Below are 15,378 nucleotides of genomic sequence, written 5' to 3'. Positions count from 1 at the left end.
AGAACGCATGTCCAGCGATGAGCCGCACAGATCTTGGCGGACACTGCTACTGAGAGAATATCAATAATACTCAGCAGCGCTTTTCATAATAACATGACGAGAGGATGACCCCATGGAAGCCGAGGCAAGCCACACTGGCAAGGACAGCATGCACCAGGAAAAAACCCGCCCTACCGTTGACGATGTTACTCTTTACATTGGAACTGAAGGAAAGAGCAAGTACTTCGGTTCCGATAACATGGATATCGTATTTGGTCGCGGTGGCAGGGATCGCCTTTCCGGTGGTACCATGGACGATGATCTGTTAGGCGGCCGCGGAAACGACCGCCTGACAGGGAAGGCCGGCATGGATCATCTTGATGGTGGTGCCGGCAATGACCGCCTCAAGGGTGGCCCTGAGGCCGACACCCTGCGCGGCGGCACCGGCAACGACCATCTTCGGGAGGGAGCCGGGCACGGCGACCTTGAGGGTGGTGAGGGAGATGATGTTCTTGCCGGCGGGCCGGGTGGTGATGCTTTCGTAGTTTCTCCGGATAGCGGTCACGACACCATCAAGGACTTTGCAGCCGGACCCGGCATGCTCGATCACCTGGCGTTGCGGGATGTAGAACCTGAAGAACTTCGGTTTCAGGACACGAAGGACGGCGTGCTGATCAGCTGGAACGAAGGCGAGGGCTCAGTTCTGCTGCGGGGTCTCCTGAAAACCGATCTTGCTCAGGACGATTTCATGTTCACCGACGACCGCAAGGTCATCACCCCAACCGATGCTGATGCCAATCAGGTCACGGCTACTGAGTTCATCAAGAATGAAGGCAACCAAGCAGAGCCCCCGCAACCAGGAGACGAGGATAAAGCCAGGAAGGCCTTCAATTTTGACGACGTTGCCGTGAGGATCGGTAGCGATAACGCAGACACGTTCAAAGGTACCTCCGATCGCGATTATTTCATCGGTCGAGCAGGCGATGACATTCTCTTCGGCGAAGGCGGGAATGATGATTTATGGGGTGGTAAGGGAAACGACACCCTCAACGGTGGCGATGGACAGGATGATCTGAAGGGCGAGGACGGCAACGACGAACTCCACGGTGGCATGATGGCTGACAACCTGATGGGCGCCGCTGGTAATGATGCGCTATACGCTGGTGCTGGCCACGACATGCTCGAGGGTGGCATGGGCAACGACAAGCTGGATGGAGGAGACGGTGCGGATGCCTTCATCGTCGCACCCGATAGTGGCGACGATGTGGTGATTGGCGGGTTCGACGCAGGTCCGGGCGCTTTCGACCACATTGCCTTCCGCGATATCCTGCCGGATGAGGTGACTGTGGCGGACACGGCTCGAGATGGCGACAGCGGTGTGCTGGTTAGCTGGAACACCGATACCGACTCGGAAATCGATGGATCCATTTTCCTCACTGGGCTTACTAAAAGCCAGATGGCGCAGGACGATTTCATGTTCAACGCCGACGACGGACTCCGTGGGCGCTTCGAGAACGATCCCACAATCACTGCCTCGGGTTCGGAGTACATCTTCCAGAACGATGAGACAGCTTCGTCAAATCCGGCTAGGGACTACCTCTTCGTAGCCTGATAAACATGCCAAGGCGGGCTGGGCGACCCCAGCCCGCTTCTTCAGGGAAGTGTCACGGCAAGCATGTTGCTCCCTGGTCTATGATGCATCCCATCGGGGTGTTTATGCGACCGCAGCAATTTCCGGATGTCTGCCCTTTGGATCTGACCAACCGAACGGCCCCGCCTTGGTGAGCTATGTTGGCATCCCAGCCTACCGCCCTCAGGTTCCCACAGAGATCATGGAGCTTGATTTGCCCCCGCCACTCCTTCGAACGGGAGGCGACTATTCCCCCGTGCCAATCGAGGGGCGGAGTTCTCGAGATCCCGCAGGATAGGGCAGTCCGGCCGATGGTTACCCTGGCAGGCGTCGGCAAGTTCCTGGAGTGTGTCGCTCATCGCCCGCATTTCGGCAATTTTGACTTCGAGTTCGGCGACATGGTCGAGCGCAATCCGCTTGACCTCGGCGCTCGCCCGGTCCTTGTCGCGCCACAGGCCGACGAGCTGCTGGATGCGCTCGATGCTGAATCCCAGCGTGCGGGCACGCCTCACGAACCGTAGGATGTTCACCTCGTGCGGGGTGTAGACCCGGTACCCCGAGGCGGTTCGACCCGCCTCGGGAATCAACCCGATGCTTTCGTAATAGCGGATGAGCTTGGCGTTCACACCGGACGCCTTGGCCGCCTGGCCGATGTTCATGACCACTCCTCTCAAGTACCCCGGGGCTTCCAGCCGCGCAGCGTGAGCGCGTTGAGGACGACGCTGACGGAACTCAGCGCCATGGCGGCCCCTGCCAGCACCGGGCTCAGGAACCCCATCGCGGCCAGCGGAATGCCGACCAGGTTGTAGATGAAGGCCCAGAACAGGCCCTGGCGGATCTTGGCGTAGGTGCGCCGGGACACGTCGATCGCGCCGCCGACGAGCACCGGATCGCCACGCATCAGGGTCACCCCGGCAGTCGCCATCGCTACGTCGGTACCGGTTCCCACGGCGATACCGATGTCGGCGGCCGCCAGCGCTGGGGCGTCGTTGATGCCGTCACCGACCATCGCGACGACCTTGCCCTCATGCTTGAGAGTCGCCACCACGTCGGCCTTGTCACCCGGCAGGACCTCGGCGAATACCCGATCAATGTCCAGATCCCGCGCGACGGCCTCGGCGGCGCCTTTGCTGTCGCCCGTGACCATAACGGCTTCGATGCCCTGCTCGTGCAGCGCCCGGACGGCCTCGCGAGCCGCCTGCTTTACCGTGTCGCCGAACGCCACCAGCGCCAGCACACGTCGCTCAGGAGCCATCTCGGCCAACCAGGAAACTGTCCGGCCCGACGCTTCGAGCTCCGCCGCCTTGCCCCCCAGAACGTCATCCTCCAGTCCGCTCTCCGCCATCAGACGCTTGGTGCCGAACTGTACCGAGCGTTCCTCGACCGAGCCGGATACGCCGCGCCCGGCGAGTGCCTTGAAGTCGGTCAGGGCAGCCGGAGCGATACTCTCCGCCTCGGCCAGCTCACGAACCGCGCGCGCCAGCGGATGCTCGCTGCCTTGCTGGAGCGAGGCGGACAGCCGAAGCAGGGCGGCGCGGTCCAGGCCCTCCGCCGGGATGATGTCGGTCACCCGAGGCTTGCCCTCGGTCAGCGTGCCGGTCTTGTCGAAAGCCACGACCGTGACGGCGTGGGCCCGCTCCAGCGCCTCGGCGTCCTTGATCAGGATGCCGTGCCGGGCCGCGGCACCGGTGCCGACCATGATCGACGTCGGGGTCGCGAGGCCCAGCGCGCAGGGACAGGCGATGACTAGCACCGAGACGGCGGTGATGATGGCGGTTTCCGCATCGCCCGAAACGCTCCACCAGGCCGCGAAGGTGACCGCGGCGATGACGAGGACGATCGGCACGAACACCGCGCTGACCCGGTCAACGGTGCGCTGGATCGGCGCCTTGGATGCCTGGGCTCCTTCGACCATGCGCACGATCTTCGACAGCATGGTCTCGGAGCCGACCGCCGTGGTCTCCACCGCGAGCAGGCCGTCCACGTTGATGGAACCGCCGGTGACCTTAACGCCGACTGTCTTCTCGACCGGCAGCGGCTCTCCGGTCAGCATGGCTTCATCGACACTGCCGGCGCCCTCCAGCACCTTGCCGTCCACCGGAATGCGCTCGCCGGGACGGACGACCACGACGTCGCCCTGCTTCACCTGATCGACCGGCACCTCGACCTCGGTGCCGTCCCGCCGCACCCGGGCGGTGTCCGGCCGGAGATCCATCAGGGCGCGGATTGCCGCGGCCGTCTGTCCCTTGGCGCGGGTCTCAAGCCATTTGCCCAGCAGCACGAAGGTGATCAGAACGGCCGAACCCTCGAAGTAGAGGTGCGGCATGCCGTGCTCAGGATGCGCGGTCAGCATCATGTAAACGCTGAGACCCCAGGCCGCGGTGGTGCCGATGGCGACCAGCAGGTCCATGTTGCCGGTGCCTGCCCGCACGGCCTTGTATGCCGCCTTGTAGAAACGCCAGCCCAGCCAGAACTGCACGGGCGTGGCCAGCAGGAACTGGACCCAGCCCGGCGGCATCATGCGATAACCGGCGAGATCGCCGATCATGCCGGCTACGAGGGGAAGCGACAGTGCCGCACCGATCAGGACGTGGCGAAGTTCACGGCGGCTCCGCACTTGCGCCTCGTCCGGCGCCCCGGTGGTCGCCTTGTCCTGGGTGACTGAGGTGGCCTGAAAACCCGTCTTTTCGATAGCCGCGACCAGGGCTGCAGCATCGATGCCCTGTCCGGTGACGTGCGCACGCTCGGTGGCGAGGTTCACGGCGGCGTCGGAGACGCCTGGCACCCTCTTCAGCGCCTTCTCAACCCGGCCGACGCAGGATGCGCAGGTCATGCCCTGGACCCGGAGGTCGAATTCAGCCTTAGCGGGCTCGTAGCCCGCCCTGGCGATGGCATCGACGACGCCCTGAGTATTCGGTCTGGGATCGGTGAAGGCGACGCGCGCCCTTTCGGTCGCGAGGTTCACGGACACGTCCGTGACGCCCTCCACCTTGCGGATGGCCTTCTCGACGCGCCCGACGCACGACGCGCAGGTCATCCCACCGATCCCGATATCTATTTCGGACGCGACCTGCTCCTGCGGCGCGACCGGCTCCCTTGCAGTTGCATAAGCCATGAATGGCTCCTGTTCTCCCTAACTGCAGATGTAGATGGGCCTTCCAGCTGTTGGAAGGTCAAGAGGATTTCTTGATCGAGCGTTTCACCGGTGGCAACTCCAGGGCAGTAGCCAAATTGACAAAAAACGGCCAGCGCAATGCTCGCGCTGGCCGCTTCCCGTGCTCGCAACGGACGCAAAACTTGGCCCACCTTGATCCTGCCGGCGGGCCAGTACGTCGCCCTCGTACTACTGAGACATCATTTCTCGGCAGTGCTGCATCATCTGGGCATGATCCATCTGGCCCATGCCACCGGAATTCCCGGCGCCGCCACCGTGCGCCATGCCGCCACCCTGCGCCGTACCGGATCCGCCACCCTGCATCATGGCTCGGCAGTGCTGCATCATCTGGTTGTGATCCATCTGACCCATGCGCGAGTGGTCCATCTGCCCCATGCCGGAGGTGCCCATGGCCCCGCTCTGGCTGGTCGGTGAAGCCGTCCGTGGCGCCTGGGCTGTTCCGCTGGAGCAGGCGGCCAAGCCCACCGCAAGGGCGGCGAAAGCGCTGGTCCGTAGCGTGTAACTGATCATCATCGTCTCTCTCCCTGACACTGTTCAAAAACCAGCAGGAGCCGCCAGCCGTCGGGACAACCTTCGCGGATGTTCGGTTCCCATCCGAAACGGAGCAGCCTGGGAACGCGCAGCGTCACCTCAGCTCCCTTGTCATGCCGAAACGGTTCCAACGGTCGGTATGACCTTCCAACCAATGCCTATGGCATTGATCTGTCGGGTTTTCGGTCTCCGGATGATCATGCTGATCATCCGGAAGCCTTATCACTATGCCTTTACGCGGCGTTGCGGACGTCGTATCCGGCGTCCTCAATGGCCTGTCGAACCGCGCGCTCGTCGGCGCTGCCCTCGATAGTCACCTCGCCGGCCTTCAGATCCACAAGAGCGCGTTCGACCGCGGGCACGGCCTCGACCGCCTTGGTGACGGTTTGGGCGCAGTGGCCACAGGTCATTCCCTCGACTTTGAGCTTCAGCATGATCATCTCCTCCGTGGATAATGGCCTCAGCCTCGGGTTTCCCACTGCTGGAAGGTCAAGATTATTCTTCGGAGTTGCTCATGCTCCGCCGAGAGTGCTTCCTCCGCGGCCACGAGCCTCGCAATTCCAGATGCTCGCACGGCTTCCAAGCCGTCATCCGGTGCGTCGTTGTGACCGCACCCCGCGAGCAGCCTGGGTACGAGTATCTGACGAAAAGGTGCCGGTCTGACCCGGGGAAAGAACTTACCGATCATTCCCGCGCCTCCAGGTCGGCAGCGAGAGACTTCATTTCCGCGATTTCACGCTCCTGCGCCTCGATGATCTCGTCCGCGAGCTTACGGACTCGTGGATCGGTGATCTGCGCACGCTCGCTTGTCAGGATAGCGATCGAATGGTGTGGGATCATCGCCCTCATGTAGTCAACATCATCCACCGTCGCCTGACTGCGCACGATCCAGAGCGCAAAGGCAAACATCGCGATGGATCCTCCGAATATGACGAGGTTGATCGTCCGATTCCTGTACATGCCGAGCATGTACCCGAGCATGATGACGGACATGGTTGCCCCCATGACGAGGGCCATCCAGGCGCGGGTCTCGCTCCAGAAAATATGCTCGAACGAATAGGTATTCAGGTACATCAGGCCGTACATGACGATGGTTGAGGTCGCGATCATTGCGGCGAAGCGCCAGTAAGACATCTGCATGAGGCTCATTCTCCCTGGTTGATGCGCCTTACAATTAATTACGATAAATGCCTGGAGCGCCTGCCACAGCATGCCGGCACCGGTGTACAAGGCTGCCAGACTTGATCCATACTCGCCTGTCCGTTCAACCCGCCGGTGCGGAGCCTTCGAACCAGTGACGACGTTGCCGAACAAGGCCTCGTCCGCCGTCCGGCAACCGGTCCGGGTGCGGTCTTCTCTCGGATGAGCAACCCGCAGAGAACGGCCCCACGAGGTCGCTCAAGTCGATCAGGCGGCCATGCTCTGAAGTGCTGACTGACAAGCCTGCTCACAGCGTCGGCAGGATTCCGCGCAGATCCGGCAATGCTCGTGCATCGATGCATGGCTGTCGCATTCAGCACCACAGATACGGCAAGCGGCCGCGCAGGCTTGCAGCGTCAAGCGGATCAGTTCTTCATTCGACCCCGTACGGCGAGTCGCAACCGATCCAGTGGCAGCACAGATGTCCGCACAGTCAAGGTTGAGCCGAATGCACTGGCGAAGCTCCTTGACCATGTCTTCAGCGAGGCAGGCATCCGCGCACGAGATGCAGGTCTGGGCGCAGGAGTAACACTCCTCGATGCAGCGGATCAGGGCATCATTGATGTTCCCCTTTACTTCAGGGTGTGTTCCGATCATCTCGCGAGCTAGCATCTCATGTTCTCCCAATGTTTGACGTAAAGGCTTGACCCAACATAGCGCCTCTTCTTTCCAGCCGTAATAGAGGTGCGATCTAGCGCGTATATCGTTCCAGCGTCCGAAACAGAAGATGCTTTCAGTAAGGACATGATCTCGTTCAGATAACTCCTTCAAGAATGTCTGAGCACGTGGCCATGTTCATGACGGCTTCCTCATCCGGTTGGTGCCCTTCAAACATTCCACATCGTCTAGCCGTTTCGCGCCCAGGCTCACTTGTAACACTTCGTAACAAACAGAAACTCTTTGAAGCAGAAGAGCCTGCATCAGAGCACCCATCTAGGTGTTATCTAGATGTCATGGAAACCGCAGCCCACATCCTTATTGTTGACGACCATCAGGAAATCCGGGATCTGCTCGGCCGCTTCCTGGAGCGACATGGATTCCGATCGACCGCCTGTCGGGACGGAGCCGAGATGCGGCGGGCCCTCGAGGCCGCCCGTTTCGACCTCATCGTCCTCGATCTGATGCTGCCCGGGGACGACGGGCTCAAGCTCTGCCGCGAACTTCGATCGCCCGAGGCCGGGAACCCCGACATCCCCATCATCATGCTGACGGCGATGAGCGAGGAAACTGACCGGATCGTCGGCCTGGAGGTGGGAGCCGACGACTACCTCCCGAAGCCGTTCAACCCCCGAGAACTCCTCGCCCGCATCAGGGCCGTTCTTCGCCGCACGGCCAGCTCTCACTCCGACATCGTCAAGGCACCGCATGAGTACCGTTTTTCCGGATGGGCTCTGGACCTCGTCCGGCGGGAGCTGACATCCCCGCCCGGAGCCCTGGTCACCCTCACGGGCGCCGAGTACGACCTGCTTCTCGCTTTTCTGGAGCGGCCCGGCCAGGTGCTGAGCCGCGACCAGTTGCTGGAACTCGCGCGAAACCGCATCCACGGCTACGGCAGGAGCGTCGATGTCCAGGTCAGCCGTCTCAGGCATAAGATGGGTGACGACACATCTTCCAGGCCACTCATCAAGACGATACGGGGGTCCGGCTATGTTCTCACCGCGGATGTCGAGCGAGCTTGATGGCGAGGGTGGTGGCGGCTCTGCAATTGATGGCGCCAAACACTATCGTCGGCCGTGCCGTGGCGATCCTGCTGGTAGCACTGGCTCTGTCGCACCTGCTCAGCATGGTCTGGTACCAATCCTACCTGTCGTATCAGGCAGACCTGGCTGATGAGCGGGTCGCGGCCGAGCGGATTGCTGCGGTCAAACAAGCCGTCATGGCCCTGCCGCCCGAGGAGCGCGAGAGTGCCGCGCATTCCCTGTCCGGCCGCGGCCTCACCACCCATTGGAGCGCCATTCCGTTGGTCGAGGAGGCGTCCGCCCGAGACGACCGACTCGACATGCTGGTGCGACGCCTGCAGCAGCTGGTTCCCGGGATCCACGGCAACGGCCTGCGCGTCGCCTACGCGGCGGAGGGACACGGCGCCGACCATGTTCTGCTGGTATCGACAAGGCTGCCCGACGGAAGCTGGATCAACGCTCGGGCGACGGCACTGAGCACCCTGGACAGGCAGGACCGGCACTTCATCGTTCCGACCACGTTGATGTCGCTCGCCATCCTGGCCGTCTCCATCTATCTGGTCCGCGTCTGCACCGCCGAGTTCAGGAGCATCGCCCGCGCGGCGCGGCGGCTCGGGGTTGATGTGACAGCGCCGCCCCTGCCGGTTCATGGGCCGGAAGAGGTGCGGGAGGCTGCCATGGCGTTCAACGAGATGCAGGGCAGGATCCGCACCCTGGTAACGGATCGGACACAGATGCTTGCCGCCATCTCTCACGATCTTCGCTCTCCCATCACGACCATCCGGCTGCGCGCGGAATTCATCGAAGAGGGCGAAGAGCGTGACCGCATCGTGGCCCAGCTGGACGAAATGGAGGCCATGGTGTCCGCCACGCTGTCATTTCTCAGGGACGATGGAGGACGGGAGGACACCAAGGTGGTCGATATCAGCGCGCTGCTGGCGACCATCTGTGACGACTTGTCCGATGCGGGGCGTCCGGCGTGTTTCCGGGGTCCCACCGGGGCAACGATGAGATGCCGTCCGATCGGCCTGAAGCGCGCCTTGGCGAACCTGGCCGGGAACGCGGTCAAGTATGGCGCCTCCGCCACTGTGATCCTGGAGACTCTGCCGGACCGTCTGGTGATCTCGATCGACGACGAGGGTCCGGGCATCCCCGACAGCGAACTGGAAACGGTGTTCAACCCGTTCTACCGTCTTGAGGAGTCCCGCAACAGGGAAACCGGCGGCTTCGGTCTCGGCTTGACGGTGGCCCGGTCGGTCATCAGGGGGCATGGCGGCGATCTGGTCCTGGAGAACCGCCCGTCCGGCGGGCTGCGCGCCTTGATTACGCTCCCATGGGTCTCCTGACTGTCCCGGAGGCAGGGCCTCGAGAGCAGGATGCAGCCTGTACGGCTTCCTTGATCATGATCAAGGCGGCTGTTCCAAACCTCCATCATGGTGTCGATGCCAACCCGTCGCATCAGCCTGACGGAGCGGTTGGTGTCTGCTCAATGGCATCATCACCATAGTGGGACTGAAAGTAATCGACATGTGGCGCGGGTCGTGGGTGACGTTCAGGACGGGGATGGCGAGCCTGCTGATGCTGGCGACGCTGCTCGTCTACGCCGCCCCGAGCCACGCCAGCCTGATGTCTCATGCCCGGTCCGTGGCCCCGCACGAGCACGCGGTGACCGCGACGGCCAACGAAACCACTGCCGTCCTTGACCACGACCAGGCCCCTTGCACTGATGAGGACCGCCTCGACGACGGCGTCTGCTGTAGCGTGGCGCAGTGCGCCACCATGCACGCTGGTCTGACCGCGGGTGCTGTCGAGACGCTCATCCCGGACCTTGACCTGTCCAGCAATCTGCCCGCTCCCGCCATGTCCGAGGGCGTCGGCAGCCCTCCCGCCCTGCGCCCTCCCCGCCGGATCATCTGACGCCACGAGTGAGTCCGCCCGCGCCAAGGTTCGGCAACGGACGTCGGACCCAGCCACCCGTGGCCATAGCCTTTAAGTCCCCGGCATCTCCGCAGGGAGCCGTTCGGGATCACCACCACATGGCTACCGGTATGATGACAACCATCGAGTATCGGGCCTGAGCGAACGTGAACAGGATGATCATGAGCATCAACTTTCCGCAATTTTCTCGCAACTCGAAAGGGACGCTTCCCGGCCGCGACCACGAAGTCAGGCGACTGTCCCTGCTGCCGCTTGTCGCGGCAGTCGTGGCGACGCTTGCCGTCGGCACAGCCCACGCACAAACTCCCATGGTGATTGAAGGAGGCTTCGTTTACACCGCCGATGAGCATGGCAATTCCATCAGCGCGATCGATCTCGCCACCACCCGGGTTACGACGACTCCGATCCCGATCTCGCCGCATAACGTCCAAATCACGACAGACGGCACCCGGCTTCTGGCGGTCGGCGCCCCGGTCACCGACGGTCACGGACACAGCCATGGCGGAGCCACACATGATGCGGGTGAGACCAAGGGACGGCTGCTGGTCTTCGATGCGGCGTTCCTAGCCAAAGGTCCCGTCGGGGAGATCAGTGTCGGCGCCCATCCGGCCCATGTCGTCCCTGGGCCGGACGGTCGGCGGGCATTCGTGACCAACGCTGGCGACAACACCGTCAGTGTGGTGGATCTGGCGCGGATGTCGGTGGTCAAGACGATCGCTACCGGTCGCTATCCGCATGGACTTCGGATAAGCCCGAACGGGCGCGAGGTCTACGTCGCCAACGTTCAGGACGGCAGCCTGTCCGTCATTGATACCAATTCGCTCACGGAAGTGGCGCGGATCCCGGTCGGCACCACGCCGGTTCAGGTCGGTTTCACCCCGAACGGCGGCCGTGTTTACGTCTCGCTGCGCGATGAAAACCGTGTCGCCGTGGTTGACACCGCCTCGCGGACCCTGATCGGAACGATCGAAGTCGGGCGGAACCCGATCCAGGTCCACGCCACACCGGATGGGCGCTTTGTCTACGCCGCCAACCAGGGCACGGACGCCGAACCGGCCGACACCGTCTCAGTGATCAGCGTGGCCGCCGGTCGCGTCATCGATACTATTCGCACTGGAAAAGGAGCGCATGGTGTCAGCCTGAGCGATGACGGAGCCGTCGTCCTCGTCACCAATATCGTGGACAGCACCGTCTCTGTAATCGACACCGCGACACGGCGGGTCCTGACAACCTTCGCGGTGGGGCGTGGTCCCAACGGCGTAACATACCGGTCGATGCCGAGGTGAGTAGTCGGGCTGGTTCAAGCGCAAGCTGCACCCTCAACCGCTTTCTTGATCTCGATCAATGCGGTTGTCCCGGAACGCCGTAATATTGCATGTGCCGGTTCATCGTCTTAACCTGCCGGAGCGGCTGGTGCCTGAACCTGCGGCACCTTCACCAGAGTGGGAATGAAAGTAATCGCCATGTGGCGTGGATCGTGGGCGACGTTCAGGACGGCGATGGTGTGCCTGCTTATGCTGGCGACGCTGCTCGTCTACGCCGCCCCGAGCCACGCCATCCTGGTGCCTTACGACCGGTCCGCGGCCCCGCACGAGCACGCGGCGGCTGTGACGATCGACGAAACGACTGCCACCCGTGACCGCGACCAGGCTCCTTGTGCCGATGAGGGCCTCCCCGAGGGCGGCGTCTGCTGTAGCGTGGCGCAGTGCGCCACCATGCACGGCGGCCTGATCACGGACGCTGTCGCGGTAAGTGTCCCGCGCTTGGTTATGGCCAACCATCTCCCCGCACCCATGATACCCGAGGGCATCGGCAGCTCTCCCGCCCAGCGTCCTCCACGTCTGATCATCTGACGCCACGAGTCCGTCCGCGCCCAACCTGAATTTCGGTTTGGTCAAGGATATCGGACCCGGTCCATGTGGCTGCAACTCGTCTCCCGGGCGCTCCGTGTGGAGTTCGTTCGGGGCAGCCTCGACCCAGATGACAGATGGAGGACACGATGTTGTCTCTCACCCGTACAATGCTGCCGGTTTTCGCGCTGGTCGCCATGATGGCGGCTGCCCAGGCACAAACCATCGATCAGGACCATACCTCCCACCATCCCGACGGCACTGGCGCAGCACAGCCCCGGGAAGTGCCGAATGCGGGTCAGGCCGGCAACGCCCCCGGGACCGGCCAAGGCATGGGCAGCGGCATGGTCGTCCAACCAGGCACTCAGCAGCCGCGCGGCCAGACCAACATGATGGGCGACATGGGAATGATGGGCGACATGGGAATGATGGGAAACATGGGAATGATGGGCGACATGGGAATGATGGGAAACATGGGGCAGATGATGCCCATGATGCGCCAAATGATGATGGGCCGGCAGGACGGCATAGGCATGCCCTTCGAGCATGTCGAGGGCCGGATCGCTTTCCTGAAGACGGAACTCAGGATCACGGACGCTCAGAAACCACAGTGGGAGGCCTTCGCGAACATCCTGCGGGAGAGCGCCAGGACTCACCAGTCGATGCATGAACAGATGACAAAAGGCGGCATGCCATCCTCATGGCCGGAGCGCCTTGCCTTCCAGCAGAAGGCACTTTCAGCCCGACTGAACAGCCTCAACGATTTGGCGGTTGCTGCCAAGCCCCTCTATGCCGCGCTGACCGATGAGCAGCGAAAGATCGCCGACCAACTCCTGTCCGGCCCCATGGGAACGATGTGACCAGCCAAGGGAGGCAATCATGACGCACGATTACGCCAATCGGAATGCCGAGACGCATCGGCCGGAAAGCTCATGGTGGCGCTCGAGGAGCGGCGTCGTTCTGCTCGGCTTTCTGGCGGTGGCGGCTTTCTTCCTGCTGACAGAGCACACGGCTCACGTTTTCGGCGCGCTGCCGTGGCTGCTTCTGGCGGCCTGCCCGCTGATGCACCTGTTCATGCATGGCGGGCACGGTGGGCATGGCGGGCATGGACACGGCGACCGCGCCAGCCGGAGTGATGACGCCGACCTGAACGAGAGAGGCTCGCCATGACCCACGATGCCCCGGCCTACGGACTGTGGATGCTGGTCATCCTAAACTCGGCCATTTTCATCATCTTCGCCTTTAGTTTCGGCAAGCCGCAATCGCCGCGGGACTGGCGCTCCTTCGGGGCCTTCAGTGCCTTCATCGTCGCCCTGTTCACCGAGATGTACGGCTTCCCGCTGACCATCTACCTACTCTCGGGCTGGCTTCAGACCCGTTATCCGGGTCTGGACCTGCTGTCGCACGATGCCGGTCACCTCTGGTCAACGATCTTCGGCCTGAAGGGCAATCCGCACTTCAACGTCCTCCACGTCTTCAGCAACCTGGTGATCCTGGGCGGCTTCATCCTGCTCTCGGCGGCCTGGAAGGTGCTCTTCGAGGCGCAGCGACACCGCCGGCTCGCCACGACGGGCGCCTATGCCTATGTTCGGCACCCCCAGTACATCGCCTTCATCGCCATTCTGTTCGGCTTCCTGCTCCAGTGGCCGACCATCCTGACGCTCGCGATGTTCCCGCTGCTCGTTCTCATGTACGTGCGTCTGGCCCGATCCGAGGAGCGCGAAGCCGCCCGGACGTTCGGAGCCGAATACGGGCGTTACGCCGCCGTCACCACCGCCTGGTTTCCACGCCTCGGCGGTCGGAATGCCGCTGGACCGAGACAGGGCGGGGCTGCGGGTGCCTAGGGATTTCGGCAAATGAACGTCATGTGGATGCCTCCGGATGACTGGCTTTCGGCGATCCGCCGATACCTGGTGGTGATCGCCCTGGGCAGTCTCATTTGGGAGTTCGCTCACATGCCGCTCTACACGCTCTGGCAGACCGGCACGGCGGCAGAAATCGTCTTCGCCGCCGTCCACTGCACGGGCGGGGACATACTGATCGCAACCATGTCGCTGATGCTGGCGCTCCTGATCGGCGGACGACCGGCCTGGCCGCGCGAGGGTTTTCTGCCCGTCGCGGCCATGACGGTCATCCTGGGCCTCGGCTACACCGTATTCAGTGAGTGGCTCAACATCGAGATCCGCCGATCCTGGTCCTACTCGGACCTGATGCCGACACTGCCCTGGTTGGGAACCGGCCTGACGCCACTCGCCCAGTGGCTGGTCATTCCCGGACTCGGCTTCTGGCATATCCGACGGAGCGTCCTGAAGCCTGGTCATCCCGCAGGGATCCGGACATGACCCATCGTGACGGTACGAAGCTGTACGCAAGGGAACCGCTGGGACGGATACGCGGCCCGAAACAAACAAGGAAATCGACTATGAATGATGTGCAGCGCAGGCTGTTTGTCAGGGCTTTGGCCGCGGCAACCGGGACCCTGCTCCTCGGTGCCGCTCTCGCCGGGCCGGTGCGGGCCGCCGAGACGGTGAGGCTGTCGGAGGTTTCCCACCTGCATGGGATCGCCGTCGATGCAACGGATCCGTCACGACTGTATCTCGCCTCCCACCATGGCGTCTGGGTGACCAACCCGGATGGCACGGCGACCCGGGTATCCGACAATCGGAACGACTACATGGGCTTCACGCCCAACCCGGCCCGGCCCGGATCGTTCTTCGCCAGCGGCCATCCCGAACGGGGCGGCAACCTGGGCGTTCTGTCCTCAAGCGATGGCGCGAGGACCTGGAGGCAGGTTTCCGCAGGCGTTAATGGCCCTGTTGACTTCCATTCCATGGATGTCAGCGCAGCCGACCCGAACATCCTGTACGGCCACTATGGGAGCGTCCAGGTCAGTCGGGACGGCGGAAAGATCTGGGAGATGGCGGGCAAGCCACCCGCTGACATATTCGACCTCGCGGCATCCGGGAAGGACCCGAATACAGTCTACGCCGCCACCCGCAGCGGCCTGATGATCAGCCGTGATGCGGGCAGGACCTGGCAAGCCGCCTCCCTGGTCCAGCGACCGGCGACCATGGTCGCGACGACCGTGAACGGCACGGTCTATGCATTCCAGGTCGGTATCGGCCTGCTCAGGACCACCGAGCCGAGTTTGGCTTGGCAGACGGTCGGAAGCGGTTTCGGCGAATCCGTCCTGCTGCACTTCGCGGCCGATCCTACCGATCCCGAGAGGCTCTACGCGGTGACCGACAAGAACGTCATCCTGGCCAGTCGGGACGGCGGCAAAACATGGAAGCCGCTGCAGTCCTGACGTCGATCAAATCGTCCCCGCAAATCCTGTTGACCTTCCAATCGTTGGAAGGTGGAGGCTAGAGCAAGTGTTCGACGGCCCGAGAGGGG

At 62.9% G+C, this 15,378-nt stretch carries 17 protein-coding genes; 11 read left to right on the top strand and 6 right to left on the bottom strand.

Annotation, left to right across the window (positions count from 1 at the left end; genetic code table 11):
• Nucleotides 1-112: 112 nt before the first annotated feature.
• On the top strand, nucleotides 113-1,591 hold the full coding sequence (locus JL101_RS27530) for a calcium-binding protein (protein ID WP_201075837.1): 1,479 nt from the start codon (nucleotides 113-115) through the stop codon (nucleotides 1,589-1,591).
• Between the two features lie 218 nt (nucleotides 1,592-1,809).
• Here JL101_RS27530 and cueR read toward each other — a convergent pair whose 3' ends face one another.
• From cueR to JL101_RS27500, 6 genes are all read right to left on the bottom strand, one after another.
• Nucleotides 1,810-2,268, bottom strand: coding sequence for a Cu(I)-responsive transcriptional regulator (gene cueR, locus JL101_RS27525; protein ID WP_201075836.1), 459 nt, complete (start codon nucleotides 2,266-2,268; stop codon nucleotides 1,810-1,812).
• Nucleotides 2,269-2,279: 11 nt separating this feature from the next.
• On the bottom strand, nucleotides 2,280-4,724 hold the full coding sequence (locus JL101_RS27520; RefSeq protein ID WP_201075834.1) for a heavy metal translocating P-type ATPase: 2,445 nt from the start codon (nucleotides 4,722-4,724) through the stop codon (nucleotides 2,280-2,282).
• A 228-nt stretch (nucleotides 4,725-4,952) separates the two neighbouring features.
• Nucleotides 4,953-5,297 carry a hypothetical protein gene (locus tag JL101_RS27515; protein ID WP_201075833.1) on the bottom strand — a complete coding sequence of 115 codons (345 nt, stop codon included), beginning with the start codon at nucleotides 5,295-5,297 and terminating at the stop codon, nucleotides 4,953-4,955.
• 251 nt (nucleotides 5,298-5,548) lie between these two features.
• The gene (locus JL101_RS27510; protein ID WP_201075832.1) at nucleotides 5,549-5,749 is read right to left on the bottom strand and encodes a CopZ family metallochaperone; all 201 of its coding nucleotides are present in this window, start codon (nucleotides 5,747-5,749) and stop codon (nucleotides 5,549-5,551) included.
• 250 nt (nucleotides 5,750-5,999) lie between these two features.
• Nucleotides 6,000-6,629 carry a DUF305 domain-containing protein gene (locus JL101_RS27505; protein ID WP_228435199.1) on the bottom strand — a complete coding sequence of 210 codons (630 nt, stop codon included), beginning with the start codon at nucleotides 6,627-6,629 and terminating at the stop codon, nucleotides 6,000-6,002.
• A gap of 93 nt (nucleotides 6,630-6,722) precedes the next feature.
• Complete coding sequence (locus JL101_RS27500; RefSeq protein ID WP_203098137.1) at nucleotides 6,723-7,127, bottom strand: four-helix bundle copper-binding protein; 405 nt, start codon at nucleotides 7,125-7,127, stop codon at nucleotides 6,723-6,725.
• Between the two features lie 341 nt (nucleotides 7,128-7,468).
• Here JL101_RS27500 and JL101_RS27495 point away from each other — a divergent pair, with 341 nt between their 5' ends.
• The 10 genes from JL101_RS27495 (at nucleotide 7,469) to JL101_RS27450 (ending at nucleotide 15,289) form a co-directional block, all read left to right on the top strand.
• On the top strand, nucleotides 7,469-8,194 hold the full coding sequence (locus JL101_RS27495; RefSeq protein WP_201075831.1) for a response regulator: 726 nt from the start codon (nucleotides 7,469-7,471) through the stop codon (nucleotides 8,192-8,194).
• Complete coding sequence (locus JL101_RS27490) at nucleotides 8,194-9,540, top strand: ATP-binding protein (RefSeq protein WP_203098138.1); 1,347 nt, start codon at nucleotides 8,194-8,196, stop codon at nucleotides 9,538-9,540. Before JL101_RS27495 ends, JL101_RS27490 begins: the two co-directional genes overlap by 1 nt.
• Before the next feature lie 181 nt (nucleotides 9,541-9,721).
• Nucleotides 9,722-10,111 carry a hypothetical protein gene (locus JL101_RS27485; RefSeq protein ID WP_228435198.1) on the top strand — a complete coding sequence of 130 codons (390 nt, stop codon included), beginning with the start codon at nucleotides 9,722-9,724 and terminating at the stop codon, nucleotides 10,109-10,111.
• Between the two features lie 182 nt (nucleotides 10,112-10,293).
• Nucleotides 10,294-11,418, top strand: a complete 1,125-nt coding sequence (locus JL101_RS27480) for a YVTN family beta-propeller repeat protein (RefSeq protein ID WP_228435197.1) — start codon at nucleotides 10,294-10,296, stop codon at nucleotides 11,416-11,418.
• 228 nt (nucleotides 11,419-11,646) lie between these two features.
• Nucleotides 11,647-11,985, top strand: coding sequence for a hypothetical protein (locus JL101_RS27475; protein WP_201075825.1), 339 nt, complete (start codon nucleotides 11,647-11,649; stop codon nucleotides 11,983-11,985).
• Between the two features lie 146 nt (nucleotides 11,986-12,131).
• Nucleotides 12,132-12,842 carry a Spy/CpxP family protein refolding chaperone gene (locus JL101_RS27470; protein WP_203098139.1) on the top strand — a complete coding sequence of 237 codons (711 nt, stop codon included), beginning with the start codon at nucleotides 12,132-12,134 and terminating at the stop codon, nucleotides 12,840-12,842.
• A gap of 19 nt (nucleotides 12,843-12,861) precedes the next feature.
• Nucleotides 12,862-13,152: a DUF2933 domain-containing protein gene (locus JL101_RS27465; RefSeq protein WP_201075822.1), complete on the top strand. Its 291-nt coding sequence runs from the start codon at nucleotides 12,862-12,864 to the stop codon at nucleotides 13,150-13,152.
• On the top strand, nucleotides 13,149-13,826 hold the full coding sequence (locus tag JL101_RS27460; protein ID WP_201075821.1) for a methyltransferase family protein: 678 nt from the start codon (nucleotides 13,149-13,151) through the stop codon (nucleotides 13,824-13,826). Before JL101_RS27465 ends, JL101_RS27460 begins: the two co-directional genes overlap by 4 nt.
• 21 nt (nucleotides 13,827-13,847) lie before the next feature.
• Nucleotides 13,848-14,324 carry a hypothetical protein gene (locus JL101_RS27455; RefSeq protein ID WP_203098140.1) on the top strand — a complete coding sequence of 159 codons (477 nt, stop codon included), beginning with the start codon at nucleotides 13,848-13,850 and terminating at the stop codon, nucleotides 14,322-14,324.
• Nucleotides 14,321-15,289: a F510_1955 family glycosylhydrolase gene (locus JL101_RS27450; protein WP_203098141.1), complete on the top strand. Its 969-nt coding sequence runs from the start codon at nucleotides 14,321-14,323 to the stop codon at nucleotides 15,287-15,289. The genes JL101_RS27455 and JL101_RS27450 overlap by 4 nt, the downstream gene beginning before the upstream one ends.
• The last annotated feature ends 89 nt before the right edge of the window (nucleotides 15,290-15,378 follow it).

The organism is Skermanella rosea (assembly GCF_016806835.2).
Taxonomy (GTDB): domain Bacteria; phylum Pseudomonadota; class Alphaproteobacteria; order Azospirillales; family Azospirillaceae; genus Skermanella; species Skermanella rosea.
This window is presented reverse-complemented; position numbering and strand designations above follow the sequence as displayed.

What these genes read in the sequence shown, in the direction of transcription:
- JL101_RS27530 (WP_201075837.1), top strand. Translation starts at nt 113, where the DNA reads ATGGAAGCCGAGGCAAGCCACACTGGCAAGGACAGCATGCACCAGGAA.
- cueR (WP_201075836.1), bottom strand. Translation starts at nt 2,268, where the DNA reads ATGAACATCGGCCAGGCGGCCAAGGCGTCCGGTGTGAACGCCAAGCTC.
- JL101_RS27520 (WP_201075834.1), bottom strand. Translation starts at nt 4,724, where the DNA reads ATGGCTTATGCAACTGCAAGGGAGCCGGTCGCGCCGCAGGAGCAGGTC.
- JL101_RS27515 (WP_201075833.1), bottom strand. Translation starts at nt 5,297, where the DNA reads ATGATGATCAGTTACACGCTACGGACCAGCGCTTTCGCCGCCCTTGCG.
- JL101_RS27510 (WP_201075832.1), bottom strand. Translation starts at nt 5,749, where the DNA reads ATGCTGAAGCTCAAAGTCGAGGGAATGACCTGTGGCCACTGCGCCCAA.
- JL101_RS27500 (WP_203098137.1), bottom strand. Translation starts at nt 7,127, where the DNA reads ATGCTAGCTCGCGAGATGATCGGAACACACCCTGAAGTAAAGGGGAAC.
- JL101_RS27495 (WP_201075831.1), top strand. Translation starts at nt 7,469, where the DNA reads ATGGAAACCGCAGCCCACATCCTTATTGTTGACGACCATCAGGAAATC.
- JL101_RS27490 (WP_203098138.1), top strand. Translation starts at nt 8,194, where the DNA reads ATGGCGAGGGTGGTGGCGGCTCTGCAATTGATGGCGCCAAACACTATC.
- JL101_RS27485 (WP_228435198.1), top strand. Translation starts at nt 9,722, where the DNA reads ATGTGGCGCGGGTCGTGGGTGACGTTCAGGACGGGGATGGCGAGCCTG.
- JL101_RS27480 (WP_228435197.1), top strand. Translation starts at nt 10,294, where the DNA reads ATGAGCATCAACTTTCCGCAATTTTCTCGCAACTCGAAAGGGACGCTT.
- JL101_RS27475 (WP_201075825.1), top strand. Translation starts at nt 11,647, where the DNA reads ATGCTGGCGACGCTGCTCGTCTACGCCGCCCCGAGCCACGCCATCCTG.
- JL101_RS27470 (WP_203098139.1), top strand. Translation starts at nt 12,132, where the DNA reads ATGTTGTCTCTCACCCGTACAATGCTGCCGGTTTTCGCGCTGGTCGCC.
- JL101_RS27465 (WP_201075822.1), top strand. Translation starts at nt 12,862, where the DNA reads ATGACGCACGATTACGCCAATCGGAATGCCGAGACGCATCGGCCGGAA.
- JL101_RS27460 (WP_201075821.1), top strand. Translation starts at nt 13,149, where the DNA reads ATGACCCACGATGCCCCGGCCTACGGACTGTGGATGCTGGTCATCCTA.
- JL101_RS27455 (WP_203098140.1), top strand. Translation starts at nt 13,848, where the DNA reads ATGTGGATGCCTCCGGATGACTGGCTTTCGGCGATCCGCCGATACCTG.
- JL101_RS27450 (WP_203098141.1), top strand. Translation starts at nt 14,321, where the DNA reads ATGACCCATCGTGACGGTACGAAGCTGTACGCAAGGGAACCGCTGGGA.